At 70.8% G+C, this 25871-nt stretch carries 27 protein-coding genes, 3 tRNA genes and 1 pseudogene; 15 read left to right on the forward strand and 16 right to left on the reverse strand.

The features are described from left to right. Window positions 1–44 precede the first annotated feature (44 nt). The 6 genes from idi to ABZ795_RS07105 all read left to right on the forward strand — a co-directional run bounded on the left by idi (window position 45) and on the right by ABZ795_RS07105 (window position 2963). The gene (idi, locus tag ABZ795_RS07080) at window positions 45–635 is read left to right on the forward strand and encodes an isopentenyl-diphosphate Delta-isomerase (RefSeq protein ID WP_357529592.1); all 591 of its coding nucleotides are present in this window, start codon (window positions 45–47) and stop codon (window positions 633–635) included. Beyond that, complete coding sequence (locus ABZ795_RS07085; protein ID WP_357529594.1) at window positions 625–1575, forward strand: MerR family transcriptional regulator; 951 nt, start codon at window positions 625–627, stop codon at window positions 1573–1575. Before idi ends, ABZ795_RS07085 begins: the two co-directional genes overlap by 11 nt. A 95-nt stretch (window positions 1576–1670) precedes the next feature. Next, window positions 1671–2453 (forward strand): polysaccharide deacetylase family protein, encoded by a 783-nt coding sequence (locus ABZ795_RS07090; RefSeq protein WP_357529596.1) that lies wholly within the window; start codon window positions 1671–1673, stop codon window positions 2451–2453. Between the two features lie 154 nt (window positions 2454–2607). Next, window positions 2608–2680, forward strand: a tRNA-Glu gene (locus tag ABZ795_RS07095). Window positions 2681–2713: 33 nt separating this feature from the next. After that, window positions 2714–2787: transfer RNA gene (locus tag ABZ795_RS07100), tRNA-Asp, on the forward strand. 102 nt (window positions 2788–2889) lie between these two features. Then, window positions 2890–2963: transfer RNA gene (locus ABZ795_RS07105), tRNA-Phe, on the forward strand. Between the two features lie 112 nt (window positions 2964–3075). Here ABZ795_RS07105 and ABZ795_RS07110 read toward each other — a convergent pair. Next, window positions 3076–3399, reverse strand: a complete 324-nt coding sequence (locus ABZ795_RS07110) for a hypothetical protein (RefSeq protein ID WP_357529597.1) — start codon at window positions 3397–3399, stop codon at window positions 3076–3078. A 181-nt stretch (window positions 3400–3580) separates the two neighbouring features. Here ABZ795_RS07110 and ABZ795_RS07115 point away from each other — a divergent pair, with 181 nt between their 5' ends. Then, window positions 3581–3745, forward strand: coding sequence for a hypothetical protein (locus ABZ795_RS07115; RefSeq protein ID WP_357529599.1), 165 nt, complete (start codon window positions 3581–3583; stop codon window positions 3743–3745). An 80-nt stretch (window positions 3746–3825) separates the two neighbouring features. Here ABZ795_RS07115 and ABZ795_RS07120 read toward each other — a convergent pair whose 3' ends face one another. Then, window positions 3826–4215, reverse strand: a complete 390-nt coding sequence (locus ABZ795_RS07120) for a hypothetical protein (protein ID WP_327023344.1) — start codon at window positions 4213–4215, stop codon at window positions 3826–3828. Window positions 4216–4368: 153 nt separating this feature from the next. Here ABZ795_RS07120 and ABZ795_RS07125 point away from each other — a divergent pair, with 153 nt between their 5' ends. Next, window positions 4369–5706, forward strand: a complete 1338-nt coding sequence (locus tag ABZ795_RS07125) for an ABC transporter substrate-binding protein (protein ID WP_357529601.1) — start codon at window positions 4369–4371, stop codon at window positions 5704–5706. A gap of 78 nt (window positions 5707–5784) precedes the next feature. Here ABZ795_RS07125 and ABZ795_RS07130 read toward each other — a convergent pair whose 3' ends face one another. Both ABZ795_RS07130 and ABZ795_RS07135 read right to left on the reverse strand, forming a co-directional pair. Beyond that, window positions 5785–6531 (reverse strand): enoyl-CoA hydratase/isomerase family protein, encoded by a 747-nt coding sequence (locus tag ABZ795_RS07130; RefSeq protein ID WP_357529603.1) that lies wholly within the window; start codon window positions 6529–6531, stop codon window positions 5785–5787. Continuing rightward, a complete protein-coding gene (locus tag ABZ795_RS07135) occupies window positions 6528–7439 on the reverse strand; it encodes a 3-hydroxyacyl-CoA dehydrogenase family protein (RefSeq protein WP_357529605.1) in 912 nt (303 codons plus the stop codon). The genes ABZ795_RS07130 and ABZ795_RS07135 overlap by 4 nt, the downstream gene beginning before the upstream one ends. 193 nt (window positions 7440–7632) lie before the next feature. Between ABZ795_RS07135 and ABZ795_RS07140 the strand changes: the two genes are divergently transcribed. After that, window positions 7633–7923 (forward strand): hypothetical protein, encoded by a 291-nt coding sequence (locus tag ABZ795_RS07140; RefSeq protein ID WP_013730883.1) that lies wholly within the window; start codon window positions 7633–7635, stop codon window positions 7921–7923. 68 nt (window positions 7924–7991) lie between these two features. On the opposite strand, the gene ABZ795_RS07145 is transcribed toward ABZ795_RS07140, so the two are convergent. After that, the gene (locus tag ABZ795_RS07145; RefSeq protein ID WP_357529607.1) at window positions 7992–8771 is read right to left on the reverse strand and encodes a methyltransferase domain-containing protein; all 780 of its coding nucleotides are present in this window, start codon (window positions 8769–8771) and stop codon (window positions 7992–7994) included. A gap of 54 nt (window positions 8772–8825) precedes the next feature. Here ABZ795_RS07145 and ABZ795_RS07150 point away from each other — a divergent pair, with 54 nt between their 5' ends. After that, window positions 8826–9212: a PPOX class F420-dependent oxidoreductase gene (locus ABZ795_RS07150; protein WP_357529609.1), complete on the forward strand. Its 387-nt coding sequence runs from the start codon at window positions 8826–8828 to the stop codon at window positions 9210–9212. Between the two features lie 174 nt (window positions 9213–9386). Here the strand turns inward: ABZ795_RS07150 and ABZ795_RS07155 are convergent, their stop codons facing one another. Together ABZ795_RS07155 and ABZ795_RS07160 are read right to left on the reverse strand one after the other, a co-directional pair. Beyond that, window positions 9387–9596 carry a BldC family transcriptional regulator gene (locus ABZ795_RS07155; RefSeq protein ID WP_007073996.1) on the reverse strand — a complete coding sequence of 70 codons (210 nt, stop codon included), beginning with the start codon at window positions 9594–9596 and terminating at the stop codon, window positions 9387–9389. A gap of 277 nt (window positions 9597–9873) precedes the next feature. Next, a complete protein-coding gene (locus ABZ795_RS07160) occupies window positions 9874–10713 on the reverse strand; it encodes a hypothetical protein (RefSeq protein ID WP_357529611.1) in 840 nt (279 codons plus the stop codon). A 205-nt stretch (window positions 10714–10918) separates the two neighbouring features. Here ABZ795_RS07160 and ABZ795_RS07165 point away from each other — a divergent pair, with 205 nt between their 5' ends. Next, window positions 10919–12001 (forward strand): Glu/Leu/Phe/Val dehydrogenase, encoded by a 1083-nt coding sequence (locus tag ABZ795_RS07165; RefSeq protein ID WP_357529613.1) that lies wholly within the window; start codon window positions 10919–10921, stop codon window positions 11999–12001. 297 nt (window positions 12002–12298) lie between these two features. Continuing rightward, window positions 12299–12511: a DUF3073 domain-containing protein gene (locus ABZ795_RS07170; RefSeq protein WP_357529615.1), complete on the forward strand. Its 213-nt coding sequence runs from the start codon at window positions 12299–12301 to the stop codon at window positions 12509–12511. 147 nt (window positions 12512–12658) lie between these two features. Here ABZ795_RS07170 and amcA read toward each other — a convergent pair whose 3' ends face one another. The 5 genes from amcA to ABZ795_RS07195 all read right to left on the reverse strand — a co-directional run bounded on the left by amcA (window position 12659) and on the right by ABZ795_RS07195 (window position 17480). Beyond that, window positions 12659–12895 carry a multiple cyclophane-containing RiPP AmcA gene (gene amcA, locus ABZ795_RS07175; protein ID WP_327023354.1) on the reverse strand — a complete coding sequence of 79 codons (237 nt, stop codon included), beginning with the start codon at window positions 12893–12895 and terminating at the stop codon, window positions 12659–12661. Further along, entirely contained in the window at window positions 12864–13970 is a 1107-nt protein-coding gene (gene amcB, locus ABZ795_RS07180; protein ID WP_357529688.1) for a cyclophane-forming radical SAM peptide maturase AmcB, read from the reverse strand. The genes amcA and amcB overlap by 32 nt, the downstream gene beginning before the upstream one ends. A 168-nt stretch (window positions 13971–14138) precedes the next feature. Next, complete coding sequence (purM, locus tag ABZ795_RS07185; RefSeq protein ID WP_327023355.1) at window positions 14139–15293, reverse strand: phosphoribosylformylglycinamidine cyclo-ligase; 1155 nt, start codon at window positions 15291–15293, stop codon at window positions 14139–14141. A gap of 61 nt (window positions 15294–15354) precedes the next feature. Continuing rightward, on the reverse strand, window positions 15355–16956 hold the full coding sequence (gene purF, locus ABZ795_RS07190) for an amidophosphoribosyltransferase (protein ID WP_357529618.1): 1602 nt from the start codon (window positions 16954–16956) through the stop codon (window positions 15355–15357). A 161-nt stretch (window positions 16957–17117) separates the two neighbouring features. Then, a complete protein-coding gene (locus ABZ795_RS07195; protein ID WP_357529620.1) occupies window positions 17118–17480 on the reverse strand; it encodes a sterol carrier family protein in 363 nt (120 codons plus the stop codon). Between the two features lie 205 nt (window positions 17481–17685). Here ABZ795_RS07195 and ABZ795_RS07200 point away from each other — a divergent pair, with 205 nt between their 5' ends. Then, entirely contained in the window at window positions 17686–19911 is a 2226-nt protein-coding gene (locus ABZ795_RS07200; protein WP_357529622.1) for a carboxypeptidase regulatory-like domain-containing protein, read from the forward strand. 9 nt (window positions 19912–19920) lie between these two features. Here ABZ795_RS07200 and ABZ795_RS07205 read toward each other — a convergent pair. The 4 genes and pseudogenes from ABZ795_RS07205 to purS all read right to left on the reverse strand — a co-directional run bounded on the left by ABZ795_RS07205 (window position 19921) and on the right by purS (window position 24112). Next, window positions 19921–20373 (reverse strand): annotated as a pseudogene (locus ABZ795_RS07205) (hypothetical protein). Window positions 20374–20392: 19 nt separating this feature from the next. Then, complete coding sequence (gene purL, locus ABZ795_RS07210) at window positions 20393–23101, reverse strand: phosphoribosylformylglycinamidine synthase subunit PurL (RefSeq protein ID WP_357529624.1); 2709 nt, start codon at window positions 23099–23101, stop codon at window positions 20393–20395. 67 nt (window positions 23102–23168) lie between these two features. Further along, complete coding sequence (gene purQ / locus ABZ795_RS07215; RefSeq protein WP_327023360.1) at window positions 23169–23852, reverse strand: phosphoribosylformylglycinamidine synthase subunit PurQ; 684 nt, start codon at window positions 23850–23852, stop codon at window positions 23169–23171. Continuing rightward, window positions 23849–24112 carry a phosphoribosylformylglycinamidine synthase subunit PurS gene (gene purS, locus ABZ795_RS07220; RefSeq protein WP_203999093.1) on the reverse strand — a complete coding sequence of 88 codons (264 nt, stop codon included), beginning with the start codon at window positions 24110–24112 and terminating at the stop codon, window positions 23849–23851. The genes purQ and purS overlap by 4 nt, the downstream gene beginning before the upstream one ends. A 458-nt stretch (window positions 24113–24570) precedes the next feature. On the opposite strand from purS, the gene ABZ795_RS07225 reads away from it, so the two are divergent. Beyond that, window positions 24571–25251, forward strand: a complete 681-nt coding sequence (locus ABZ795_RS07225) for a trypsin-like serine protease (protein WP_327023361.1) — start codon at window positions 24571–24573, stop codon at window positions 25249–25251. Window positions 25252–25278: 27 nt separating this feature from the next. After that, complete coding sequence (locus ABZ795_RS07230) at window positions 25279–25842, forward strand: YbjQ family protein (protein WP_357529627.1); 564 nt, start codon at window positions 25279–25281, stop codon at window positions 25840–25842. Window positions 25843–25871 lie beyond the last annotated feature (29 nt).

A 25871-nucleotide genomic window follows, 5' to 3' on the forward strand; every position in this document is an offset into this window, starting at 1 on the left:
ACAGCGCAGCCGAACCCCGAAGTCGCGAACAGAGGTATGCACTGATGTCCCCGTCCCGGGAGAGTCATCTGGTCGAGTTGGTGGACGAGACCGGTCAGCCCATCGGCTCGACCACGGTCGCTACGGCCCACCAGCCCCCCGGCCGGCTGCATCGTGCCTTCTCCGTGCTGCTGGTGGCACCGGACGGTCGGGTCCTGCTGCAACGTCGAGCCGCGGTGAAGACCCGGTTTCCACTGCGCTGGGCCAACGCCTGCTGCGGCCATCCCCAGCCGGGTGAGTCCCTGGCCGAGGCGGCCAACCGGCGGCTGGCGGAGGAGTTGGGGGTCGGGCCGGTCCCGCTGACCGAGGTCGGGGTGCACATCTACCGTGCCGAGGATCCGGCCACCGGACGGGTCGAGGTCGAGTACGACCACGTCCTGCGCGGCGAGTTCGAGCCGGAAGCGCCCCTGCACCCGCAGCCCGCCGAGGTCGCCGAACTCCGCTGGGCGGATCCGGTGGCCCTCTCCGCTGAACTGATCGAGGCCCCCGAGGCGTACGCCCCGTGGCTGGGCGGGGTGCTGGACCGACTCCTGCGCCCGTCGGGCCCGGCCCAGTTGCCGGCCAGCGACGCGTCGGAGCGGTCGGGTGGTCGATGAGGCGCTGAGCGCCGGGGCGGTAGCCCGACGGTTGGGTATCGCAGTCACCACCCTGCGCACCTGGCACCAGCGGTACGGTCTGGGGCCTAGCCAACACGTCCCCGGGCACCACCGGCGCTACACCACGGCCGACCTGGCCCGGCTGGAGGTCATGCGGCGACTCACCGCGGACGGAGTCAGCCCGGCGGAGGCGGCCCGCTGGGCCCGGCAGGCCCCGGAGCCGGGGTCCGTCCGGACGCCGCGCCCGGTGGGGTCGACGAAGGCCCGAGCCGGTGGCGGGGCCACCATCCCGGTGCACCGGGCCGGTCCGGTGGCCCGTGGCCTGGCCCGAGCCGCGATGCGACTGGACGCCGAGGCGATCAGCCAGACCATCACCCGGGCGATCGCCACCGACGGGGTGGTCGACACCTGGGACCACCTGCTCCGCCCGGTGCTGGTCGGCATCGGGGAGCGGCACGCCGCCACGGCCGCCCTGGTCGAGGTGGAGCATTTGATCTCCCGGTGCGTGTCGACCGCCTTCGCGGCGGTCGTGGCGGCCTGTCCCGCTCCGGCCGGGCAACCGCCCCGCATCCTGCTCGCCTGTGCCGACGAGGAGCAGCACAGCCTGCCCCTGGAGGCGCTGGCAGCGGCGCTGGCCGAGGTCGGGGTCAACCATCGGATGCTCGGCGCCCGGGTGCCGCTGACGGCCCTGCTGGACGCGGTCGAGCGGACCGGGCCGGCCGCGGTGATGATCTGGTCACACATCCGGGCCACCGCCGACCCGACCCAGCTCAACGCGCTGCTGAGTGCGCCCCGCCGGCCCATGCTGGTGCTCGCCGCCGGGCCGGGTTGGCGGGTCGACACCCTGCCCGCCGGGGTGGTGCACCCCGGCGATCTGGCCGAGGCGGTCGAGCTGGCGATCTCCGTACGCGACTCGCTGGGCCGACCGGCCGCCTCCTGAGCCCGCGCCCACCTCCCCTACCCGCCGCTATCCGCCGAAAAGGGGTGAACTAGCGTTCGAGGCTTGCATACCCGAACCCCTCTCGGGAGCGAACGATGCATCCTCGTGTGCTGCTCACCTGCCTGACCGGGCTGACCCTCCTGCTGCTGGCCGGCTGCGGCCCGGGTCCCTCCGAGCCCACCCCGGCCCCCACCAGCCCGCCACCCTCGGCCGCCCTGCCGCCGGAGGCGGCGGCCCCCAGCCCCACCGCCTCCCCCAAGCCCAGGTTGCGGCCCCTGCCCGCCAAGCTGCCCGCCGGCCTGGTGCGCACCACCGGCGGTACGAAGGTGGCGCTCACCTTCGACGACGGCCCGGACCCGGCCTGGACCCCGAAGGTGCTGGACCTGCTGCAGGCCGCCAAGGTCAAGGCCACCTTCTGCGTGGTGGGTACCCAGGTCCGCAAACATCCCGAGCTGGTCCGGCGGATCGTCCGGGAGGGGCACCAGCTCTGCAACCACAGCTGGAACCACGACCTGGACCTGGCCCGGCGGCCGGTCGCCGAGATCCGGGCCGACCTGACCCGGACGAACCGGGAGATCCGGCGCGCGGTGGCCGACGCGAAGGTGCCGTACTACCGGCAGCCCGGCGGCCGCTGGACCGCCGAGGTGGTCAAGGTGGCCAAGCAGTTGGACATGCGATCCCTGCACTGGTCGGTCGACCCCCAGGACTGGACCCGACCCACCGCCGCCACCATCCAGAAGCGGGTGCAGCGGGCCGCCCGGCCCGGCTCGGTGGTCCTGCTGCACGACGGAGGCGGCAATCGGGCCGCCACCCTGGCCGCCTGCCCCAAGGTGATCGCCGCCCTCAAGCGCGACCACGGGATCACCCGACTCCGCTAGCACCCCGCTGACCTGCGGTTTCGGGAGCTTCTGCGGCTGGAGGCATACCGGTTTGGTCGTCCGGTCAGACATCACGTATGCTTTCCAAGCCTCCGGCGGGGCCGGATGGGAGCAAGTCCGCACAGAGTTGCGAATGTGCAATGATGGCGGGGCCGCCCTCATCGTCTAGCGGCCCAGGACGCCGCCCTTTCAAGGCGGTAGCACGGGTTCGAATCCCGTTGGGGGCACGGTCCGGCTTCGGCCGGATGCAACACTAGCTAGGTCCTGTGGAGCAGTTGGAGTGCTCGCCGCCCTGTCAAGGCGGAGGTCGCGGGTTCAAGTCCCGTCAGGACCGCAAGCGCTGACGCCGCGCCATTCGCGCGGCGTTCTGCGTATCGGGACAGGTGACCCGTTCGGTGGCGCTCCCGCCAACCGGGTAACATGACCCGAGCACCACGGCCAGGTAGCTCAGTTGGTACGAGCGTCCGACTGAAAATCGGAAGGTCGGCGGTTCGACCCCGCCCCTGGCCACATAGCCTTTCGCCGGGCTAGCAAAACGCCGACCAGCGGAAACGCCGGTCGGCGCGTTTGCGTTTGTGGGGCCTGTTGCCTTCGGCAGCCTGTTGCATTGGCCACAGGGCAGCTAGTCCTGTCGCCAGAGACACCAACCCATCGCGGCCACGGCGAGAAGCAGGGCCACCGCGAACAGCGCTCTTGCCGCCGCCGAGGGCATCGGGATGAAGAAGGGCACCTGCTGGACCAGCAGGCCGCCACCGAGCAGCGCCTGAAACCCGCCCATGCGAACCGGCTGCGACTGCCCGGCAGCGTTCAGCCGGGTGATCCGCACCCAGGCCACCGGAAACCGGCGCGATACGGCGACCCGGACACCGAAGGCCAGCAGGGCGAGACCGAAAATCACGATCACCAGGCGGAGGATCCACAGCGGGTCCGGGTCGGAGAGGGTCACGCCGCCCATCATTCAGCTACGGGTCAATATCCCGCTACGGTCACCGGCATGGTCGAGCCCGCCTACCTGAGCGCCATCCGGGACCGGATTCCATCGCGCTCTGGCCCACGGCGGGAGCCTACTGGTCGGGTTCCATGTCGGCGACGAGGAGCTGCGTCCCGAGCAGGCGTACGGCCACCCGGTGTCCTACCGCACCCACCTGCTGTCGCCGGACACCGTCGCGGGCCTGCTGCACGACGCCGGTCTGGTGGTCACCGCACGCCTGGTGCAGGAGCCGGTGGAAGGGCTCACCCGACCGCAGGCCTGCCTGCTGGCCCGCAGACCCGCACAACCGGCCGGTGGGTGACCTGGGCCTCCAGGCAAGCTGTGCAGTCGGGCAGCAGCCGGTATGGTCCGGGCGTATGAGACACCCGCCGGGTGAGCGGGTCAGGTGGATCGGTGCCGCAGGGTGGCGATGGTCGACCCGGCCAGGGTCAGCAGGCAGTCCGGCAGGAGTCCGTCGGCCGCCGCCGCACCGAACAGCGCCCGTCCCGTCTCCAGGTCGGAGTTGGCGTACGCGCTGACGAAGCGGGCCACCCACCGGGCGTCGTACTCGGCCTGGTCGATGCCGGGGAAGTCCAGGGCGCAGGCTCCCGGGGGCACCGGGTCGCCGACCATGGTCGCGGCCAGACACCAGGCCACGTCGTACGCACCGGTCAGGCCGTCCCGGTCGACGACCGCGTCGAAGGTCCCCACCACGGCGTCGGAGTCTCCGTCGAGCGCCGAGCTGAGGATCGCGGTGGCGTCGGCAAGGGTCTGCTGTGGCGAGTCGGTCACGCACCGCACAGTAAGTGCTCCGGTCAAGGAACCCGCCTGTGTCACTCTCCGCACATACGGGAGGCGACCTGCGGATAGACGGCCCTCCACGGTCCCGTCGCCCCTCGCGGCACGTTAGTCTGCGCAGCGGACCTTCGCGGAGGAAGGACGACAATGCACATGTCACGCGGCACGCGGAGCGCTGTTCTGGCGGTCTGCGCCACGGTCCTGCTCGCCACCAGCGCCTGCGGGAACGATGAGCGCGAAGATACGACCGCCCAACAGGTGCGCCTCTACGGCACCGACGGCAACATGTCGAACTCGTACGCGGAGGAGTTGGGAGATCGCGCCAACCTGGTCGACGGTATGAAGGGCACCATCCCGCTCACACCGCTGCCGGAGAACTTCAAGAAGCGGCTACTGTCCGTGGATCCGAGCCTGGACGGTTTCCTCTATGCCGCGGAGTCGTACGACGCGGTGGTGATCAGCGCGCTCGCCGCGGAACTCGCCGGCACCACCGACCCGGCGGCCATCGCCAAGCAGATCGTCGGGGTCACCAACCACGGCACCCGCTGCGGGGCGGTGGACCAGTGCCTCCAGTTGATCCGCGACGGTGAGGACATCGAGTACCGCAGCGTCTCGATCACCCGGGCCGGGTTCACCGAGGCCGGTGAGCCGGCGACCGCCAGCTACGCCACCCAACACTTCGACGGGCAGCAGCTCAACGACGCCAAGACGGAGTTCGTCGGCGCCGGTGACGAGTCCGCCGCCAGTGACAAGCGGCCGCCGCGCGGCGCCGCCCAGCCCAGCGGCGCACCACTGGTCTTCGGCGGGTTGCTGCCCAAGAGCGGTGACCTGGCGATCGCGTACCCGCCCCTGGCCGCTGGTGCGGCACTGGCGATCCAGGAGATCAACGCGGCCGGTGGGGTGCTCGGCGAGGAGGTGGTCTGGGTCGACGGCGACGACGGCACCAACCCGGCGATCGCCAAGGAGACCGTGGCCCGGCACGTCAGGGCCGGGGTCCACGTGATGATCGGTGCCGGCGGCTCCGGGATCTCCGCAGCCATCCTGGAGGACGTGGTCAAGGCGGGCCGGATCCTGTTCTCTCCCTCGAACACGGCGGCCAGCCTGACCGAGGTGGACGACCGAGGGCTCTACTTCCGTACCGCTCCGCCGGACGGGTTGCAGGGACGGGCCCTGGCGGACGTGATCCTCCGGGACGGCCCGCACAAAATCGCGATCGTGGCCCGCAAGGACTCCTACGGTGAGGGCCTCCAGAAGACCGTCCAGGGTGAGCTGGAACGGGCCGGGTTCGGCGGCGACAAGGTGAAGCTGCTCAACTACCAACCCGGCGAGGAGGCCGACGCCGCCCCGATCGACTTCAGCCAGGGCGCCAAGGAGATCAAGGATTTCGGTGCCGACGCCGTCCTGATCATCGGGTTCGGTGAGTCCGCCGCGGTCATCCGGGCACTCGCGGACGCGGAGGTACCCCTGGCGGCCCTGGACCGCTAAAAGCTGGCCGCACCGGCCTGACGACAGTACGGAAAGGTCCGCACCCGATCTGGTCGGGTGCGGACCTTTCCGGTTGTCTCAGCGTGCGCGTCGACGGTCCAGGAACTCCGTCATCCGGCGACGCTTCTCCTCGTCCTCGAAGAGCACCGCCTGACTGACCAGGTCCAGGTGCGGGTGCGCGGCCGGCGGGGCGTCGACGGCCAGCTTGGTCAACCGAAGCGCCAGCGCGGAACCCTTGGCCATCTCGTCGATCAGCTCGTGGGCGGCCGGCAACAGCTCCTCCGGGGTCGCCACCACCCGGTTGACCAGGCCGATCCGCAGCGCCTCCGCGGCGTCCACCCGCCGCCCGGTGAACAGCAGTTCCTTGGCCCGGGCCTCACCGACCAGCGCCGGCAGGCGGTGGGTGGCCCCGGCTCCGGCCAGGATGCCCAGCCGCACCTCAGGCTGGCCGAACACCGCCCGCTCCGTGCACACCCGAAGATCGCAGCCGTACGCCAGTTCGGCGCCGCCGCCGAGCGCCGGGCCGTCGATGGCCGCGACGGTCGGCATGGGCAGGGCCCGGATGCGGGCGAAGGCGGCCGAATTGATCGCGGCCAGGGCGTCCAGCCGACCCCGTTCGCACAGTTGGGCGATGTCCGCCCCGCCCGCGAAGATTCCCTCGGTGCCACCGGTCAGCAGCAGCATCCGGGGCCGGGCCTCCAACTCGGCGCAGACCTCGTGCAGGGCCGCGATGAGGTCGGCGTCGATGGCGTTGCGCTTCTCCGGCCGGTCCAGGGTGACCACCAGCCGGTCCGGGTGCTCCTCGATCCGCAGCCCGCCGCTCACTGCGCCGCTCCCGTCGCGGGATCCGATCCCGGGGCCGTCCACTCGGTACCGTCGCTGCGGACCCCGTCGACCCAGCGGTAGAAGCCGTGGCCGGACTTCTTGCCCAGGCGACCGGCCGCGACCATCTCCACCAGCAGCGGTGGCGGGGCGAACCGGTCGCCGTAGGCGGCCTGAAGGGTGCGGGCGATGTCCAGGCGCACGTCCAGACCCACCAGATCGGTCAGTTCCAGCGGGCCCACCGGGTGCCGGTAGCCGAGCACCATCGCCTTGTCGATGTCGGCCGGGCTGGCCACCTCGTCGGCGAGCATCCGGATGGCCTCCAGCCCCAGGGTGACCCCGAGCCGGGAGGTGGCGAAGCCGGGCATGTCGCGTACGACGACGGGGTCCTTGCCCAGCCGACCGGCCAGGGCGCGGGCCGCCTCGGTGGTCTCCTCGGCGGTGGCCGGGCCGACCACGATCTCCAGCAGGGCCATGACCCAGACCGGGTTGAAGAAGTGCAACCCGCAGAACCGCTCCGGTCGGGCCAGTCCGGCGGCCAGGTCGGCGATGGAGATGCTTGAGGTGTTGCTGCCCAGCAGGGCCGGCTCCAGTCGCTCCGCCTCGGCCAGCACGGCCCGCTTGAGCTCCAGCCGCTCCGGTACCGCCTCCACGATCACCTCCGGGGCGGGGGCGACCTCGCCCAGCCCGGCCCGCAGGGTCACCGCAGCCCGGCTGGAGGCGGCCTGCTCGGCGGTCAACTTGCCGCGCTGCACCGCCCGGTCCCACAGTTGGCCGAGTCGTTCGACGGCCGCTGCACCCCGGTCCCGGTCCACCTCGACCAGTTCCACGGCGTAACCCGCACCGGCTGCCACGTACGCGATGCCCAGACCCATCGTGCCGGCACCGACCACCACGAATCGCTGCGTCATCGGCCGATCACCGCACCGTGACGACCCTCGGTCTCCGCCGCGCCGTTGGCGCGCGGGATCACCGCCACGCCGAAGCTGGTCCGTACCCTCCGCTCAGTCATGGTGCGACCCTATGCAGCACGATCATCGTCGCGTGCGTGGGGGCGGCCGAGATCGGGTAGGACCGCTGACAACCAAGGGAAGGGACGAACTGATGAGCCAGGCACCGGAGACCGGTACGGAGGCCCAGGAGACCGTCGAGACGCGCGGCGACGAGCGTGTCGAACTGCTGCGCGCCGACACCAACAACGACGGCCGTACGGACGTCTGGGTGGTCGACACCGACGGCGACGGCAAGGCCGACCTGTTCCAGTTCGACACCGACGGCGACGGCAAGGTGGACGTCACGATGGTCGACATCGACGAGGACGGCCAGCCCGACGAGGTCGTGGACGGCGACGGCGGCCTCCCCCCGGAGCAACTCCCCCCGACCGTCCAGGTCTGATTGTTAAGGAAGGGCCCCCTGTTAACGCCTCCGGTATAGCAGGGGTCCCCTCTTAACATTCCGCCCGCTCAGCCGGGCAGTTGCAGGGTGGCGAGGTAGTACGGGGCGTCGCGGTCGTCGATGTCGGCCAGTCGCCACGGGGTGTCCCGGACCAGGTCGGCCAGTTCGGCCGGGGAGCAGACCAGGTAGTCGAACCAGGGGGTACTCAACTCCCGGTAGCGCAGCCGCAGCCGCAGTTGCCCGCCGAGGCGGTCCCGGCGCCGGTTGGCCTCGTGGTAGCCGGTGTGCACCGGATCGCGGGTGCCGTAGGGATCGGTGCCCTGGGCGATCACCTGCGCCCCCGGGTTGGCCATCGCGGCCAGCGCGGTGAGGAAGGCCGGGGCCCGTTCCCGGCCCTCCAGCAGCCCCAGGTTGTTGCCGAGCAGCAGGAAGGTGTCGTACCGCCGCCCGCTGGCGGCATGCTCGTCCACAGTGCCGAGCACCAGATCGCGTACGCCCCGACGGCGGCACACCGCCAGCGCGCCCGGCGAGACGTCCAACCCGGTGACGGCTACGCCACGCTCCTGGAGCAGCAGCGCGATCCGCCCGGCGCCGACACCGATGTCCAGGGTGGCGCCGCGTACCCGCTGCACCGCCCGGTGGTCGTGGGGTTGCCACTGCGACGGCTCTTCGAGGTACTGGGCGGCGGGCGCCCCGTTGACCAGTCCGTCGTCCCTCTCGATGATCTCGATGACCGGGCGGGGTACCCGCCCGCCGGCCAGTGGGCGGGGGCCGACTCCGGTCGCCACGGCCAGCGTGTCGCGCAGCAGCTCCCCGAAGACGTCACCGATTCGCGGTTCTGTCGTCACATCCGCCACGCTATCGGCCTGCTCATACCTGGCTGACGCCCGTACTCTGAGGGGGTGACCACCTTGGATCGCCTCGCAGCGGAGAAGTACATCCTCCTGACGACCTTCCGTAAGGACGGCCGAGCCGTGCCGACCCCGGTCTGGGCGGTCCGCGACGGTGACGCCCTGGCGGTGTGGACCGCCGCAGACGCCGGCAAGGTGAAACGGATTCGGCGCAGCGGCGAGGTCACGGTGGCGCCCTGCGACGTCCGTGGTCGGCCACACGGCGCGGCCGTACCGGCCATGGCGACCCTCTACGACCCGGGCGCCATGGAGCGCATCCGTGGGCTGATCAAGCAGAAGTACCGGGTGTTGGGTCGGCTGAGCCTGCTCGGCAGTCGGCTGCGGCGCGGCCAGGGCGGCACGATCGGCATCCGACTCGAACTCACGGACTCGGACTGACCGACCCGATCTGACCAGCCCGGCAAACCGGCTGAGCGGCCAGTCAGCCGCCGGGCGGCCGTATGTCGAGGTCCCGACCCCAGGACGCCCGGTTTTCATGGCTGAGACGAGCTGAAGGGCGGCGGATCATCAGATCCGCCGCCCTTCAGGCGAGCTTCGTTATCTGTCGGCCGGTCAGTCCCCTTGGCGCTGCTGCGGGATCTGCCCCTGTAGCAGCGCTCTGACCTCCGACTCCCGGTAACGGCGGTGGCCACCCAGGGTCCGGATGGCACTGAGCTTGCCAGCCTTGGCCCAACGGGTCACCGTCTTCGGGTCGACACGGAACATCGACGCCACCTCGGCCGGTGTAAGTAGCGGCTCTGGTTCGTGCGTTCGCGATGCCATCGGTCACTCCTCCACATGTATAGACATCGGCCGGGGTCCCGCCGGCCGACGCGTCTCCCATGGTCCGGCTAGTCCCCGATGTCCGACATGGGCCGAACGGCCGAACGTCCCTAGACGGACGGATGAACCATGCCCGATTTATGCCACCTTTACACGCCAGAACCTACCTTATTCGGACTCATGATCACGGTTCGTGATGCATCAACTACGAAGGAACCTCAGATTGTGAACGGACATTGTCGGGCATTGTCGGATGAGTTGCTCGGACAATGTCGGACTAGTTACACCGCTCCAGAAGTTGCACGGCACGCCACCGAGCGACCAATTTGTCGTACGCCGCCGAGGCCTCCTCGGCCTCGCCCTCGGACAGCCCGGCCAGTCCCGCCGCGACCAGTTCCGGCGAATCGTCGTCGGCCAGGGTCTCGTCCGAGAGCAGGTCCACCAGGCCGCCGTAGTCCAGCTCGACCACGGAGCGCGGGTGGAACTCCTCCAGCCACCGGGCCGCCTCCTCGACCGCCTCGGTGATCGGGGCGTCCCCTACCGACTTGCGCAGCACGGATAGCGCCCGGGAGGAGCGCCGCCGAGCCTTGGAGATCTCCGTACGGAACCGCAGGGCCCGGCGATCCGGGGCGGTGACGTGCTGCCGCTCCTCGGGGTCGAACAGCACGAACCAGCGCAGCGGCACCCCCCAGGTGGCGATCTGCTCGTGCACCCGGGGCACCCCCCGCTCCAGCACCCGGGCACCGCTGCGCCAGTCCTCCACCACGGCCTTGGCCTGCCCGGCCAGCACGGGTGGGACGAAGGCGTCCGCCAGCACCGGCGGCACTCCGTCCCGGGCGCTCAACGCCGCCTCGGCCACCCGGATCCGCAGGTTCCACGGGCACACCAGCAGCCCCTCGTCGGCCTCCAGGACGTAGGCCTCCTCGGGCAGATCGGGCAGCCGGGTCCAGCCGGCGCCGAGCGCCTCGATCACCGAGGTCCGTTGTCGGCCCGGCCCCTCCACGGGCGCCACTGCCCGCCCCTGTTCGACATAGCGGCGCCAGTACGCCTGGCGGTCCCGGTCGAAGGCGGTCAACGGCTCGTACACGCGCAGGTATGAAGCGAAGAGCGACGGCACGGCGCGATCCTCCCACGAATCGCAAGCCGAGCGTTGCTCGGCGTCACCGTGGCCTGCACCGGTGGGTGCCCGCTGGACGGGACGGCCGACTGGCGAGGGCATCCCGGGCCAGGTCGATACTAGGCTTCGCAGCACCGGCAGCATCCCCGCCGGCGTAGACCAGGTCCGCGTCCTACGAGGGCGCCCGCCGACACAGGAGTCAGCCATGGGCGTATTCGCCAGCACCGACGATCCGGAATCCACCGGCCACGAGCAGGTCGTGTTCTGCCAGGACAAGCAGACCGGCCTCAAGGCGATCATCGGCATCTACTCCACCGCGCTGGGCCCCGCCCTCGGTGGCACCCGCTTCTACCCGTACGACAGCGAAGAGGCGGCCCTGGCGGACGTCCTCGATCTGTCTCGCGGCATGGCGTACAAGAACGCCCTGGCCGGTCTGGACCTGGGCGGCGGCAAGGCGGTCATCTGGGGTGACCCGGCGCAGATCAAGACCGAGGCGCTGCTGCGGGCGTACGGCCGCTTCGTGGAGTCCCTGGGCGGGCGCTACTACACCGCCTGCGACGTGGGCACCTACGTGCCGGACATGGACGTGATCGCCCGCGAGACCCGCTACGTCACCGGTCGCAGTGTGGAGCACGGCGGAGCCGGTGACTCCTCCATCCTCACCGCCTGGGGTGTCTTCCAGGGCATGCGGGCCGCGGCCGAGCACGTCTGGGGGGTGCCGACCCTGCACGGCAAGCGGGTCGGTGTGGCCGGTCTGGGCAAGGTCGGCAAGTACCTGGTCGGGCACCTCATCGAGGACGGCGCCGAGGTGGTGGCCACCGATGTCAGCCCGCAGGCCCTGGAGTGGGCCCGCACCACCCACCCCCAGGTCTCGCTGCTGGACGACGTCTCCGCGCTGGTAGCGGCCGACATCGACGTGTACGCCCCGTGCGCCCTCGGTGGTGCGCTGAACGACGACACCGTGCCGGCCCTGCGTGCCAAGGTGATCACCGGTGCGGCCAACAACCAGCTGGCCCACCCGGGAGTCGAGAAGCTGCTGGCCGACCGGGGCATCCTCTACGCCCCCGATTACGTGGTGAACGCCGGTGGTGTGATCCAGGTCGCGGACGAGATCGAGGGCTTCGACTTCGAGCGAGCCAAGCTGCGCGCCACCCGGATCTACGACACCACCCGGCAGATCCTGCGGCTCGCCGACGACGAGGGCGTTCCGCCCGCGGTGGCGGCCGACCGGTTGGCCGAGCGGCGGATGGCCGAGATCGGCCGACTGCGCGCCATCCACCTGCGCTGACGACTCTCCCGGTAGGGGCGGGTGGGCCGATCCCGCCCACCCCGGCCGGTCGATCCCGGTTACGCTGGGAACACGACGCATTCGCCAGGTTCGCCCCCTGTCACGACCGTTCCCGGCATCGCTCCTTACCGGGTACAATGGGTGACGACCACCGGCCGCAACGCGCGGGGGCGGTCGACGGTAACCCGAGGTGCCGAACGGTGGCATCCCCATGTACCGTAAGAGCCACGAGAGATGCCTGACGTCATCGGGGCCCGCCTTCGGGCTGCCCCGCATTCTGTGCGAGGGGGTCGAGCCATGGGGCGCGGCCGTGCTAAGGCCAAGCAGACAAAGGTGGCCCGGGAGTTGAAGTATCACTCCCCGAACACCGACCTCGCCGCCTTGCAGCGAGAACTCGGCGGCGGCGGCAAGTCGGACCGCAACTTCGACGACGACTACAACGAGTACGTCGACGAAGACGAGGACCATACCGAGGACGGCCCGGACAAGTGGGTCCGTCCGACCCGCTGACCCCTGGTCGCATCTGAGCACGCGGTAACTCCCCGCGTGCTCACGTATGTGCCCGCCAAGGCGGCGCAACACCCGACGACTCAAGGGCCTGCCATGCCCGGACCAGAATCCGGTAGCGTGGCAGGCCCTTGAATCAGCCCGGTCGGCTCATCGTGGCCGGTTGTTCCAGTTGTAGAACGTCGGGATGTTCTCGAAGTGGTTCCAGGCGCAGACCGCGCTGGCGCCGTCACCACCTGCCACCTCCGCCCGTGACCGTCGCGCGGCATCGGCCTCGTGCAGGAGAGCGGTGAGCCCGGCAGCGGCCTCCCGCACCTTGGCGCCGACCTGGTCGCAATCCTCTCCGGTCGCTGGCTCAGGTTCCCGACGGCTGGTGGTTTCGGGCATGCTCCAACACTCCCTCCAGTAAGCGGATCTTGCTGTTGCGGCAGTGCTCGGTCTCCGTACCGTCAAAACGCCCCAGCTCGAAGTACCGGTTGGCCGCGTGGCCCCCGCCACAGAATCCGAAGTAGGGGCAGGAGGAGCGGCAGGCCTCCACCCCGGTCAGGAACTCCCCGACCCAGGCCGTCCGCTCGGTGGCCTCCTCGAGGATCGTGTGCAGCGGGGTGCGGAGCACGTTTCCGCTGCTGAAATCGCCGTACCGCGGATCGGTGAAGCCGGCCAGTTCGGGCGAGAGCACCACCACCGAGCCGTCGTACGCGATCGTCGGGATCGGGTCCAGCCGCCGAGGCAGCAGATCATCCGCGGTGTCGTCCAGCACCGCGGCGGCGTACCGCAGCGACCACTCGACCTCCCGCAGATGGATCCGCGGCTGCCGGCGCCAGGCGGCCACCAACTCGGCCCAGAACCCGGTCACCAGGGCCGGATCGTGGGCGTTGTCCCGGGTGTTGACTCCCTCGGTCTCCTCGATGTTCACCCCGAGCACCTCACAGCCGAGGTCGAGGCAGTAGTCGTACAGCTCCGCCGCCCGGCCGGGGGCCGGGTCGTTCACCACCGCCAGCGCCGAGAACGGCAGGCCGTGCCGGCGCAGGGCCGCCACCCCACGGACGATCCGGTCGTACGCGGGCCGACCGGAGCGGGTGACCCGCTCGGTGTTGCGCTCCCGGGGACCGTCCACGCTGACGCTGACCCGCATGCGATGGGTCACGAAGAACTCGCACCAGGCGTCGTCGATCAAGGTGGCGTTGGTCTGGACGTGGTGCTCCACCTCCGGGCCGAAGGGTGCCATCAGCGCGGCCAACTGCTCACGACCGGCGGCCAGCGGCTCACCCCCGTGCCAGACCACGGAGAACCGGGCCTCCGCTGCCCAGGGGTTCACCGAGGCGGCCACCGCCTGCGCCACCTCGACCGGCATCCGCCGGTCGACCGCCCGCAGGGGCAGATAGCAGTAGGCGCAGTCCAGGTTGCAGAGGGTGGTGGGCTGCATCACGACGTACGACGGGACGGCGGTCAGCCCGCGCATCCCGGGTATCGGTCGTCCCCGTGCAGCCATCGCCCTCCTCGTAGCGGTAGAAGGCTGCCGGGACACCCCGGCAGGTCATGCCCCGCAGCGTTGAGGGTGCCCTACAGGCTAGGCCGCGACGGCTGCTCGGGTGAACCCCGGACCAGGCGCCCGGAAGATCGGATCACCTCAGCCGCGGGTGTGCTGGCCGACCATCTTCACCTCGCCGGTGCCCTCGATGACCTCGCCCACCTGCCAGGCGTCGACCCCCCGGCCGGTGAGGGTGGCCAGGGCCCGGTCGGCATCCTCGGCCGAGACGATCGCGAACATGCCGACCCCCATGTTGAAGGTCGACTCCATCTCCGGGTCCTCGATCCGCCCCTTGGACTGGATCAGGTCGAAGATCGGCTGCGGGCGCCAGGTGGAGCGGTCGACCACCGCGTCCACGTGCTCGGGCAGGATCCGCACCAGGTTGCCGGGGATGCCGCCGCCGGTGACGTGGGCCAGCGCCCGCACCTCGGCCTCGGCGATCAGCTTGAGGCAGTCCTGAGCGTAGATCTTGGTGGGGGTGAGCAGCTCCTCGCCCAGGGTGCGCTGCCGACCGAAGTCGTCGATCACCACGTCCAACCGCATCCGCCCCGCGCCGAGCAGCACGTGCCGGACCAGGGAGTAGCCGTTCGAGTGCAGACCGGACGAGCGCATCGCGATCACCACGTCGCCCACCTCGACCCGCGCAGGGCTGAGGATCTCGCTCTCCTCCACCACCCCGACACCGGTGGCGGAGATGTCGTACTCGTCCGGACGCAGCACGCCCGGGTGCTCGGCGGTCTCGCCACCGAGCAGTGCGCAGCCCGCGTAGCGGCAGCCGTCGGCGATGCCGGCGCCGATCTCGGCGACCCTGTCCGGCACGACCTCGCCGGTGGCGATGTAGTCGAGCAGGAACAGCGGCTCGGCGCCGCAGGCGACGAGATCGTCGACGACCATCGCGACCAGGTCGATGCCGACCGTGTCGTGGATGTTCATCTGCTGGGCGATCACCAGCTTGGTGCCGACCCCGTCGGTGGAGGAGGCCAGGATCGGGTTCTTGTATTTGGTGGTGTCGAGCCGGAACAGACCGGCGAAACCACCGAGGTCGCCCATCACCTCCGGCCGGCGAGTCTGCTTGACCTTGGACTTCAGCAGCTCGACGGCGCGGTCACCCGCCTCGATCGACACACCGGCGTCCGCGTACGAGACCGAACGTTTGCGAGCCTGACGGCCGGTGCCGGCAGTCCAGGGCTGGCGGTCGCCGCCAGCGCCGGTCGGGCTGCTTCCTGCGCCGCTGCGCTCGGACACGTGCGTCACGGTTCTCCCCTTTGTGGTTCTCGGCTGCTGGTCGACGGTGACCGACCGCAACCGGGCGATGCTACGGGCGGTTTGTGGTGGCCGACATCTTCAGGTCGGAGCGCGAGGTACGGCGTGCCCGGCTGAGATCGTCGTCGGCCCCCGCAGCGGCGACGAGCGGAGGGACGGTTTGCTCGACGGAGTCGGTGTCGTCCGAGTTGTGGGCGACGCGACGGCCGATTCCTTCTAGAACGTGCTTGCCGATCAGGTTGCCGACGGGAAGTTCGATCGGATACTCCCCGTCGAAACAGGCCCGGCACAGACGGGTCTTGGGCTGCTCGGTCGCGGCGATCAGGCCGGACAGTGAGACGTAACCCAGGGTGTCGGCACCGATGGAACGCCGGATGCCCTCGTTGTCCAGGCCGTTGGCCAGCAACTCGGCCCGGGTGGCGAAGTCGATGCCGTAGAAGCAGGGCCAGGACACCGGCGGAGAGGAGATGCGGACGTGCACCTCCAGGGCGCCGGCCTCGCGCAACATCCGGACGATCGCCCGCTGGGTGTTGCCCCGGACGATGGAGTCGTCGACCACGACCAGGCGCTTGCCGCGTACGTTCTGCCGAAGCGGGTTGAGCTTGAGTCGGATGCCCAGCTGGCGCAGGGTCTGCGACGGCTGGATGAAGGTGCGTCCGACGTACGGGTTCTTCATCAGGCCGGCGCCGTAGGTGATGCCGGACTCCTCGGCGTAGCCGATCGCCGCCGGGGTGCCCGACTCCGGAACCGGGATGACCAGGTCGGCCTCTACCGGGTGTTCCTTGGCCAACTGCCGGCCGATCTGCACCCGGGCCGCGTGCACGTTGCGACCGGCGATGGTGGCGTCCGGACGGGCGATGTAGACGTACTCGAAGAGGCAGCCCTTGGGCTCGGGGACGGCGAACCGGGTGGACCGCAGCCCCTCGGCGTCGATCGCGATCAGCTCGCCGGGCTCGACCTCACGGACCACGCTGGCACCCACGATGTCCAACGCCGCCGTCTCGCTGGCCACCACCCAGCCCCGCTCCAACCGGCCGAGCACCAGGGGGCGTACGCCGTGCTGGTCGCGGGCGGCGTAGAGGGTGCTCTCGTCCATGAAGACGAAGCTGAACGCGCCGCGCAGCCGGGGCAGGACCTCCAGGGCCGCCGCCTCCACGGAGAGATCCGGTCGACTGGCCAGCAGCATGGTGACCAGGGAGGTGTCGTTGGTCGACCCGTCCGCGCTCAGGCCCCGCTCGGCCGCCTCACGCTGCAACTCGGCGGTGTTGACCAGGTTGCCGTTGTGCGCCAGGGCGATCGTGGTGCCGGCGCTGGTGGCCCGGATGGTCGGCTGGGCGTTCTCCCAGGTGGAACCACCCGTCGTGGAGTAGCGGGTGTGCCCGATCGCGAGATGCCCGCGCAGGCTGGCCAGGGTCGGCTCGTCGAAGACCTGGGCCACCAGGCCGAGATCCTTGTAGACCACCACGCCGGAGCCGTCGCTGACCGCTATCCCGGCCGCCTCCTGCCCTCGGTGCTGTAGTGCGTACAGCCCGAAGTAGGTGAGATTGGCGACCTCTTCCTCCGGCGCCCAGACGCCGAAGACGCCACAGGCGTCCTGGGGGCCAGGTCGTTGGGGATCAAGGTCGTGGCTCAGCCGGCCGTCGCCTCGGGGCACCTACCGCTCCCTCTTGCTGGTCTGGACTGGCCTGGCGGAACCCCAAAGGGCCTGCTCCGCTGATTGGCCGGGACCACACTGTCGTCGCCTGACAGTGTACGCGAATCCAAGTCGCCACATACAGTCACGTTGTCACCGCTAAAGGTCAGCGGCAACATGCGTCACTCCAGTTCGAGGGGCAGGTACGGGGAGAGGTCCGCGCGAGCACCACTCGCCCGTACGCGACCCTCCGTGACCGCTTGGGCCCAGTCGAGTCGTCCGGTGGCCAACTCGAGCCAGGTTTGCGGATCCATCTCGACCGTGTTCGGAGGTGTACCGCGGGTGTGTCGCGGACCCGGAACGCACTGAACTGCACCGTAAGGTGGGACGCGCACCTCCACCGATCGGCCGGGGGCACGATCCGCAAGGGTGGTCAATAAGGCCCTTACCGCCGCACGGAAGACCGACCGTTCAGGTGTGCGGCCCTCATCGAGCGCCACCATCACCGCCGCGACTGCGGCGGACTTATCGCACGGAGAGGACACGACGGGACGATACGGCCTCGCCCCGCCACGCTTCACGCTGGCCCTGGGTCGCGCCGATCCGCCCCGACAAGGCATAGTTGCCGACGGCGTATTCGTACCGTGATGTTCCCCAGGCCTGGCACCCGCCAGCCAGGGAAGATCAGTCCGGAAGGCGGTGGACGTGTCAACACACCGACGAGCCTGGCAAACGCGGGCCGGTGTGGTCGTGGCGCTGATTGTGGGTGCCCTGCTCGCGGTCCCCGCCACACCCGCCCTCGCCGCCCCGAGCGTCAACAACGTCTCGGCATCTCCGAGCGCCGTTGAAGCAGGTAAGACCACCACCGTGCGTTACTCGCTGGGCTTCAGTGACGACGTAGTCCCGGTGGACATCACCGTCAGCTCGAACAACGGAAAGCTGAGGTGCGTCGACGGCTGCGAGCGCAGGCGCGTTGACTCAGCTGGCACTCTCGAAGCCACCTTCCAACTCGCAAACGACGCCACCAATGGGTCGGCCACGATCACCGTCAAGGCCGTTGAGGCTCAGGGTGTGATTCGGCAGGATGCCGAGGCCTCGACAAACGTGACGATGGTCGCTGCTCCCCCGCCGCCGCCGACCACTCAGGCGCCGCAGACGGTCCGGTCGATCTCCGGCAAGGTGGTCAACCAGGCCGGTGACGGGGTGGCGAACGCATACGTCCTGCTCAAGGACAGCGCCGGTAAGCAGTACGAGACCAACACGAACTCCGACGGCAACTTCCGCTTCACCGGCAGCAACGACCGCCCCATCGCGCCGGGCCGGATCGATATCGGTGCCAGCTCGAACAGCGTCCGGGAGGTCGTGAGCTTCACGGCGAACGCCGGTCAGAGCGTCACCGGACAGCGGATCACCCTGGCTATCCAGGCGTCGAACAGTCCGAGTCCCACCCCGTCGGCCAGCGAGTCCGCAGTGCCGACGGAGGACCCCTTCGACGACGAGTTCGCCGAGGATGAGGAGACTCCCCCCGGCGAGTCTGCGGCCCCACCGGCCCAGGCCGGCAACGAGGACTCCGGTGGCTTCGGCAGTTGGCTGCTGGTGCTGCTCGGCGGTCTGTTCGTTGCCGTCGGTGTCGGCACGATCGTGCTGCTGTGGATGAGGCGCAAGGAGGACGGCGACGTCGACGGGGACGCCCCCGCCGCCGCCCCCGCTGGCGCTGTTCCGGCGGCCCGAGGCAACTTCGTCAGCGCGGACGACCAGACCCGCGTAGTCAACCGGGTCGGCGCCACGCCCGACCCGACCATGGTCGCCGGTGCCGGGATCAGCAACGCGCCGACGATGATGCACCAGCCGGTGGTCGACGACGTTCCCCCGGACCCGTACGGCGCACCCGCACAGCCCTACGGCGCTGCGGGCGGAGCCGGCCAGGCCTGGTCGGGCGGTCGCTACGGCGACGAGCCCGCCGGCTACGGCACCCCCGGTTACGGCAGCACCCCGTCCTCGGGTGCCGGGTATGGCGGCCGTGACTACGGTGCCGGCGGTGCCGGGGCGGACTACCCCCCGGCTGGCGGTGGCGCTGCCGGCTACGGCGAGCGGTACGACGAGCCGACCGGCCGTTACACCGGCGACGAGACCCGTTACCCCGCGCCCGCCGACCCCTACGCGACCGGCCTGTACGAGCAGGACGCGGGCCAGGGTTACGGCCAGAGCGAACCCACCGGCTACGGCCGTGGGGAGACCGGCGGATACGGCCGGGGTGAGTCCGGTGGCTACGGCAAGAGCGAGCCGACCGGCGGATACGGCCGGACCGAGCCCACGAGCGGGTACGGCCAGGCCGACCAGCCCGGCTACGGCCAGGCCGGGTCGACCAGCGCCTACGGTTCGACGGAGCCGGACTACGGCCGGGGCGAGCCGACCGGTGGTTACGGCAGCGCAGCCACCAGCGGGTACGGCCAGAGTGAGCCGACCGGCGGGTACGGCCAGGCTGGGCCGGCAGGCGGATACGCCTCCAGCCCCCCCATCAGCTACGGCCAGGGCGAGCCCACCAGCTACGGCCCGAGCGAGCCCACCGGGTATGGCAAGAGCGAACCCACCAGCTACGGCCGGGGTGAGCCTGCCGGCGGGTACGGCCAGGCCGAGCCGACCGGCGGCTACCCGGCGCAGCCCGGCGGGTACGGACAACCGGCGGAGGGCTACGGCCAGCCCGGCGGGTACGACGACGCCAGTCGCTACGGCGGCTACGGCCAGGGCGGTGGCTACGGCCAGGAGCAGCCGCAGCAGCGCGGTGGCTACGGCAGCGGCTACGAGCAGGGCGGCGGGTACGGCCAGGAGCAGCCGCCGCGCCAGCGCGAGAGCTACGACAGCGGCTACGAGCAGGGCGCTGGCTACGGCGCCGATCCGGCACAGGCCGGCCGTGCCCGGCCGGAAGCCGGCCCGGGAGAGCGCGGCGGACGCCGGCTCGACTGGCTGGACGACTGAAGCGACGCTTTAGGAGGACGATGGAGCGGTGACGGCGGGCATCATCTGCCGCAGCCGCCCGTCGTCCTCCCTGGCGCGTCCAGTCTGGTGTTGCAGCCGCGAGGGCGAAGACGTCCTCGCTAGGCGTACGGCGATCTCGACATCCTCGGCGAAGCCGGCGTCGATCAGTTCACGGCCGGAGACAGGACAGCGCATCGAGCACGCTCGCCGCACCGAGTTGATCCTCCACCGCCGGGCGCAGCGAGCCGTCCGGCCAGCGTTCCCCGGCCGCGATCACCCCGATCGGTGCGGTCGTCGAGCCGTACCCCTGGCTCAGCAGCCAGTACCGCGCCCGACCGCCACCTCGACGGTGGTGGTGAACGACAACACGTCCACCACCACCAGCACGGCACAGACCCGGCCTAGTTCGGCCGCCCCGGCCAGGCCCCAGTCGAACCGGGACCCGGAACCGGACTGGGTCAGGTCGGGCCCGGCCGACACCTCAGCGTTCGTCGGCGGTCGGCTGCGTTCCCGGCGCCTCGGCGGTGGGGTCACCCTCACCGGTCGCCCGGCGGACCGGCGGTGCCGCCCGCTCGACCTGCTCGACGGCCGGTTCGGCACCCGCCGCCTCTGGTGCGGACGACTCGGGGTCCTCCTCCGAAGGCGCCGCCACGCCGGCCTGCTCGCCCTCGGCGGTCGCCCCGGCCTCGGCCTCGCTCACCGGGGCAGACTCGACCACCGGCGCGGCCTCGACCGCGGCGTCCGGGGCCGACTCGACCGGGGTGACCCCGCCGAACAGGGCCGGCAGGGTGGCGCTGTGCGCCTCGCGCAGCTCGTCCAGGCCGATCCGGAACTGGCCGAGCACCTCAAGCGCACCGGCGGAGGGGTCGGTGACCCCGATCGGTTCCCACGGCACGCCGTAGTCCGTGCAGAGGGCGGTGAACGCCTTCTCGTGGCCCCGGGGCACCGAGACCAGCACCCGGCCGGCGGACTCGCTGAACAGGAAGACGAAGGGCATGGAGTTGCCCTCGAAACGCTCCGGCACCGCGATCCGGGCGCCGACGCCGTGCCGCAGGCAGGACTCCACCAGGCTCTGCGCGAGACCTCCGTCGGAGAGGTCGTGCGCCGAGCTGAGGTGACCGACTCGGGCGGCGGCGGCCAGCAGCTCACCGAGCTGCTTCTCCCGGGCCAGGTCGACATGCGGGGGTACGCCACCGAGGTGCTGGTGGGTCACCCAGGCCCATTCCGAGCCGGAGAGCTCCACATGGGTCTCGCCGAGCAGGAAGAGCTGGTCGTGGTCGCCGCTGGGCCGCGGGACGAAGCCCATCGCCACCCGCTCGGCGACGTTCTCCAGGACGCCGAGCACCCCGACGACCGGGGTCGGGTGAATGGCCGCCGCCCCGGTCTGGTTGTAGAAGCTGACGTTTCCGCCGGTGACCGGGATGCCCAGCTCGGCGCAGCCGTCGGCGAGGCCGCGTACCGCCTCGGCGAACTGCCACATCACGCCCGGGTCCTCCGGGGAGCCGAAGTTCAGGCAGTCCGTGACCGCGATCGGGGTGGCCCCGGTGACCACCACGTTGCGGTACGCCTCAGCCAGGGCCAGCTTGGCGCCGTGGTACGGGTCGAGGCGGGCGTACCGGCCGTTGCCGTCGACCGACAGGGCCACTCCCAGGCCGGTCCGCTCGTCGATCCGGATCACGCCGGAGTCCTCCGGCTGGGCGAGCACGGTGTTGCCCAGCACGTAGCGGTCGTACTGCTCGGTGACCCAGGTCTTGTCGCACAGGTTCGGCGAGGCGATCATGCGCAGCACGGTCTCCCGCAGCGCGTCCGGGTCGCTGGGCCGGGGCAGGGTCTCGGCCCGGTCGGCCTGGAGCAGGATCAGGTCGGCCGGCTCCCGCATCGGGCGGGCGTAGACCGGGCCGTCGTCCACCAGCGAACCTGGCGGCACGTCGACCACCAGCTGGTCCCGCCAGGTGATGAGCAGTCGACCCGGCTGGCCGTCCGGCTCCGGAGCGGTGACCTCACCGATGGCGGTGGCCAGCACCCCCCACTTCTCACAGGTCTTGAGGACGGTTTCGAGCTTGGCCGGCTCGACGACCAGCAGCATCCGCTCCTGGGACTCGCTGGCCAGGATCTCGTGCGGGTCCATCGAGGGCTCGCGCAGCGGCACCCGCTCCAGCCAGACCCGCATGCCGGTGCCGGCCGCCGCGGCGGTCTCGGTGAGGGCGCAGGTCAGCCCGGCCCCGCCGAGGTCCTGGATGCCGGCGACCAGTTCGGCGTCGTACAGCTCCAGGCATGCCTCGATCAGCAGCTTCTCGATGAAGGGGTCACCGACCTGCACGGAGGGGCGACGCTGCTCGCTGCCCTCGGAGAAGGTTGCGCTGGCCAGCACCGACACGCCGCCGATGCCGTCGCGCCCGGTCTTGGCGCCCATCAGCACCACGACATTGCCGGGGCCGACCGCGGCCTTGTTCTGCAGGCGGCTGACCGGCAGTACGCCGAGGCAGAGGGCGTTGACCAGGGGGTTTCCCTGGTAGCAGGGGTCGAAGACCACCTCGCCGCCGATGTTGGGCAGGCCCAGGCAGTTGCCGTACCCGCCGACGCCGGCCACCACTCCGGGCAGTACCCGGGCGGTGTCGGGGTGGTCGGCCGCGCCGAAGCGCAGCGGGTCCATCACCGCTACCGGACGGGCGCCCATGGCGAGGATGTCCCGGACGATGCCGCCGACCCCGGTGGCCGCACCCTGGTACGGCTCGACGAAGCTCGGGTGGTTGTGCGACTCGACCTTGAAGGTCACCGCCAGCTCGTCGGAGACCCGCACCACACCGGCGTTCTCCCCGATGCCGGCCAGCAGCCGGTCACTCGGCGGGGCCTTCTCACCGAACTGGCGCAGGTGCACCTTGCTGGACTTGTAGGAGCAGTGCTCGCTCCACATGATCGAGTACATCGCCAGCTCGGACTGGGTGGGCCGGCGGCCCAGGATGTGCCGGATGCGGTCGTACTCGTCGTCCCGGAGCCCCAGTTCGGCGTACGGCTGGAGTTCGGACGGGGTGCCCTCGGCGCGCGGCACGGTGTCCACCCGGTCCGCCCAGTCGGCCTGCCCGGAGGCGTGCCGGACCGGCGCGGCGGCCGGATATGGCTGGACCGGCTGTGCCGGCGTGGCCGGGACTGCCTCCGGGGTCTCCCGTACCGGGTCCGGATGCGTAGTCATGACCTCTCCTCGTTGCGCTCGCCGCCGTGCGGGCGGGTGAGCCGACCGATGATCCCGACGCGGACGGTCACGCCGGCGCCCCCACCAGGTGCTTGAGCACCGAGGTGAAGAAGCCGAGGCCGTCGAGGGAGGGGCCGGTGAGGGCCTCCACCGCGTGCTCGGGGTGCGGCATGATGCCGACCACGTTGCCGGCCGAATTGGTGATGGCCGCGATGTCCCGCTGCGAGCCGTTGGGGTTGACCCCGACGTACCGGGCGACCACCCGGCCCTCGGCCTCGAGGGCGTCCAGGGTGGCGGGGTCGGCGACGTAGCAACCCTCACCGTTCTTGACCGGGATCAGCACCTCCTGGCCAGGCTGGAAGGCGTTCGTCCAAGCGGTGCCGGCCGACTCGATGCGCAGGATCTGGTCGCGGTTGCGGAAGTGCAGGTGCTGGTTGCGGGTGAGCGCCCCGGGCAGCAGGTGGGCCTCGCAGAGGATCTGGAAGCCGTTGCAGATGCCGAGCACCGGCAGGCCACCGGCGGCGGCGTCGATGATGGTCTCCATCACCGGGGCGAACCGGGCGATGGCCCCGCAGCGCAGGTAGTCACCGTAGGAGAAGCCGCCGGGCAGGACGACCGCGTCCACCCCGTGCAGCTCCGGGTCTCCGTGCCAGAGACGTACCGGTTGGGCGCCGGCGATCCGGACCGCCCGGGCGGCGTCCCCGTCGTCGAGCGAGCCGGGGAAGGTCACCACACCGACCCGCGCGGTCACGACCGGGCTTCCGCAGGCTCGTCGGCCTCGACCAGGCGGACGGTGAAGTCCTCGATGACCGGGTTGGCGAGCAGCTTGTCGGCGATCTCCCGGGCCCGGTCCAGGTCCGGTTCACCGGTGAAGTCGATCTCGATGCGCCGACCGATCCGCACCGAGGCGACATCGTTGACACCGAGCCGGGGCAGCGCGTTTGCGACGGCCTGGCCCTGCGGATCGAGGATCTCGGGCTTGAGCATGACGTCGACGACGACGCGAGGCACTGGGCACTCCTGACTGTGTACGCAGTTGGGTGCCGACCCACAACGGGCGAGCGCAGCCAGCCTACCTGGCAGGAGTCGCACCGGACGCACCGGTGGGAGGGGCGTCGGACAGCGCCGGTGGCCGCCCGCTCGGCCCTTTCAGGATCGATACGGGTTCGTTGCTGTCCCGATACGGCTTTGTTGTCCGATCTCCCGGCGCGTTGCGTAACGGATCATCGGCGACAGTTCGGCAGAGCCGGTCGGAAGTCGGACGGGGGATGGCCGGGCGGGCCGATTTCGGGAAATCCGACTGTTACATCACTCTGTTTCTATGTACCCCTTGTGAAACACCTCACCCGGCTCTACGGTACATCGTCAGACGTCGATTTATCGACGTAGCGGCGGCGGATCACCCCCTACCCGTCGCCGCAGGTCGACCCGGTAACCCGGGTCCCGCGACCCCCGAAGGAGCCCTACCGATGCGCATCCGATCCCTGCTCGCGGTCCTCGCCACAGCCCTGGCCGGCGTGCTCGGCGCCAGCTCCGGCGCCGTCGCCGCCCCCGTCGGCCCGTACATCATCGGCGGCGGGACCGTCTCCTCCGCGCCGTGGGCCGCAGCGGTGCTCAGCAACGGCTCGTTCACCTGCTCCGGCACGATCATCGCCCCGCAGTGGGTACTCACCGCCCGGCACTGCCTCGGCGGCACCATGTCCGTCCGGGTGGGCAGCGTCAACCGCACCTCCGGCGGGGTCACCCGCACGGTCAGCGCCACCTACGGCCGCTACGACCTGGCCCTGATGCGCCTGTCCAGCGCGGTGAGCACCACCTACGTCACGCTGGCCAACAGCAACCCGCCGCTCAACTCGACCAACACCATCTTCGGCTGGGGCATGACCTGCTACAGCGGCTGCTCGGCCTCCACCCAGCTCAAGACCGCGTCCGTCCGGGTGACCAGCAACAGCGTCACCGACGCGTACGGCGGGCAGGCGATCCGGAGCACCCGGATCAACGGCAACGCCTGGCGGGGCGACTCCGGCGGCCCGCAGTTCTACAACGGCGCCCAGGTCGGGGTCGCCTCCACCGCCGACGGCCAGAGCATCCAGAACTACGGCAGTGTCGCGTACAACCGGGCCTGGATCACCTCCGTGGCCGGTGTCTGACGGAAAGCGTCCGAAGCGGCGCGGAAGGTGGGCTACGCGCTCGCCGTCCGCGCCGCGTCGTTTTTCAGCATCCGAGCAGGTGAACAAGGCTCACGTTGCTCGGTGTCGGCGCCTGACAGCATCGAAACCGTGCTGGTCGTGACGACGGATCAACTTCCCGGCTACGAGATCCGCCAGATCCTCGGCGAGGTGGTCTCCTCGATGGCCAGGACCCGCAACCCGTACCGCGAAGGGGTCAAGAATCTCCGAGGTGGCGCGTACGACCCGATGGCGCCGGACAACCTCACCCGGTGGCGTACCGACTCGGTGGCCCGACTCGGCGAGGAGGCCCGCCGGCTCGGCGCGAACGCCGTGGTGGGGATGCGGTTCGACAGCCGCGACTGCGGCGAGATGTGGATGGAGATCTGCGCCTACGGCACGGCCGTCATCGTGGCCCCCAAGGTCCCCGACGTCATGCCCCCGGACCAGCCGCTGATCGCCGCCGAAACCGCCACCGACCCGGCCTTCGCCGACACTCCCGGCGGCATCGCCGAACCCGCGAGCGCCCCCAACCTCCGCACCGCCGCCGAAACCCCCACCCGCGACAGCTAGCCCACGCCGCTGCCCTGCCGCCCGCGGTC

This window comes from Micromonospora sp. NPDC047134 (genome assembly GCF_040643455.1).
Lineage (GTDB): Bacteria > Actinomycetota > Actinomycetes > Mycobacteriales > Micromonosporaceae > Micromonospora.

Coding starts and splice junctions, on each gene's coding strand:
- idi (WP_357529592.1), top strand. CDS start 45: ATGTCCCCGTCCCGGGAGAGTCATCTGGTCGAGTTGGTGGACGAGACC.
- ABZ795_RS07090 (WP_357529596.1), top strand. CDS start 1,671: ATGCATCCTCGTGTGCTGCTCACCTGCCTGACCGGGCTGACCCTCCTG.
- ABZ795_RS07125 (WP_357529601.1), top strand. CDS start 4,369: ATGCACATGTCACGCGGCACGCGGAGCGCTGTTCTGGCGGTCTGCGCC.
- ABZ795_RS07135 (WP_357529605.1), bottom strand. CDS start 7,439: ATGACGCAGCGATTCGTGGTGGTCGGTGCCGGCACGATGGGTCTGGGC.
- ABZ795_RS07140 (WP_013730883.1), top strand. CDS start 7,633: ATGAGCCAGGCACCGGAGACCGGTACGGAGGCCCAGGAGACCGTCGAG.
- ABZ795_RS07155 (WP_007073996.1), bottom strand. CDS start 9,596: ATGGCATCGCGAACGCACGAACCAGAGCCGCTACTTACACCGGCCGAG.
- ABZ795_RS07165 (WP_357529613.1), top strand. CDS start 10,919: ATGGGCGTATTCGCCAGCACCGACGATCCGGAATCCACCGGCCACGAG.
- ABZ795_RS07170 (WP_357529615.1), top strand. CDS start 12,299: ATGGGGCGCGGCCGTGCTAAGGCCAAGCAGACAAAGGTGGCCCGGGAG.
- amcA (WP_327023354.1), bottom strand. CDS start 12,895: ATGCCCGAAACCACCAGCCGTCGGGAACCTGAGCCAGCGACCGGAGAG.
- amcB (WP_357529688.1), bottom strand. CDS start 13,970: ATGCGCGGGCTGACCGCCGTCCCGTCGTACGTCGTGATGCAGCCCACC.
- purL (WP_357529624.1), bottom strand. CDS start 23,101: ATGACTACGCATCCGGACCCGGTACGGGAGACCCCGGAGGCAGTCCCG.
- ABZ795_RS07225 (WP_327023361.1), top strand. CDS start 24,571: ATGCGCATCCGATCCCTGCTCGCGGTCCTCGCCACAGCCCTGGCCGGC.